This window comes from Rhizobium esperanzae (genome assembly GCF_002204185.1).
GTDB lineage: Bacteria > Pseudomonadota > Alphaproteobacteria > Rhizobiales > Rhizobiaceae > Rhizobium > Rhizobium esperanzae.
In genome coordinates this window covers 1-712 of record NZ_MXPU01000072.1, presented here as the reverse complement: position 1 = coordinate 712, position 712 = coordinate 1, and the positions used below count along the sequence as shown (strand labels likewise).

At 68.5% G+C, this 712-nt stretch carries 1 protein-coding gene; it reads right to left on the bottom strand.

What is annotated here, in order from left to right:
* Positions 1-712, bottom strand: a 712-nt coding sequence (locus tag B5E41_RS30980) for a VCBS domain-containing protein (protein ID WP_210191837.1), incomplete at both ends; no start/stop codon positions are given.

Sequence of the window (712 nt, the reverse complement as noted above, 5' to 3'; positions counted from 1 at the left end):
CTCGCCGTCGTCGACGTCGCTGACCGTCAGCTTGCCGGAGGCACTCGGATCGCCGCTGCCGGCTGCCCCCGCCTCGACCGTCGCCCGGTCGTCGGTCACCGTCGCATCGACGACGATCGCAGCCGCATCGTTGGCGCCGGTGATGGCGACGACGATATTGTGGCTGGCGGTGCCGTCGAGCGAGCTGACGCTCAGCGTATCGCTGACCGCGTCGCCCTGGTTGAGCGCCTGCGTCGCCGCCCGGTTATTGTCGAGCGTATAGGTCCAGCTGCCGGTGGCGGCATTGAAGCTGAAGCTGCCATAGATGCCGTCGAGCGAGGCCGGGGCGGCAAACACCGCCTCGCCGTCGTCGACGTCGCTGACCGTCAGCTTGCCGGAGGCACTCGGATCGCCGCTGCCGGCTGCCCCCGCCTCGACCGTCGCCCGGTCGTCGGTGACCGTCGCATCGACGACGATCGAAGCCGCATCGTTGGCGCCGGTGATGGCGACGACGATATTGTGGCTGGCGGTGCCGTCGAGCGAGCTGACGCTCAGCGTGTCGCTGACCGCGTCGCCCTGGTTGAGCGCCTGCGTTGCCGCCCGGTTATTGTCGAGCGTATAGGTCCAGCTGCCGCTGGCGGCATTGAAGCTGAAGCTGCCATAGATGCCGTTGAGTGAGGCCGGGGCGGCAAACACCGCCTCGCCGTCGTCGACGTCGCTGACCGTCAGCTTG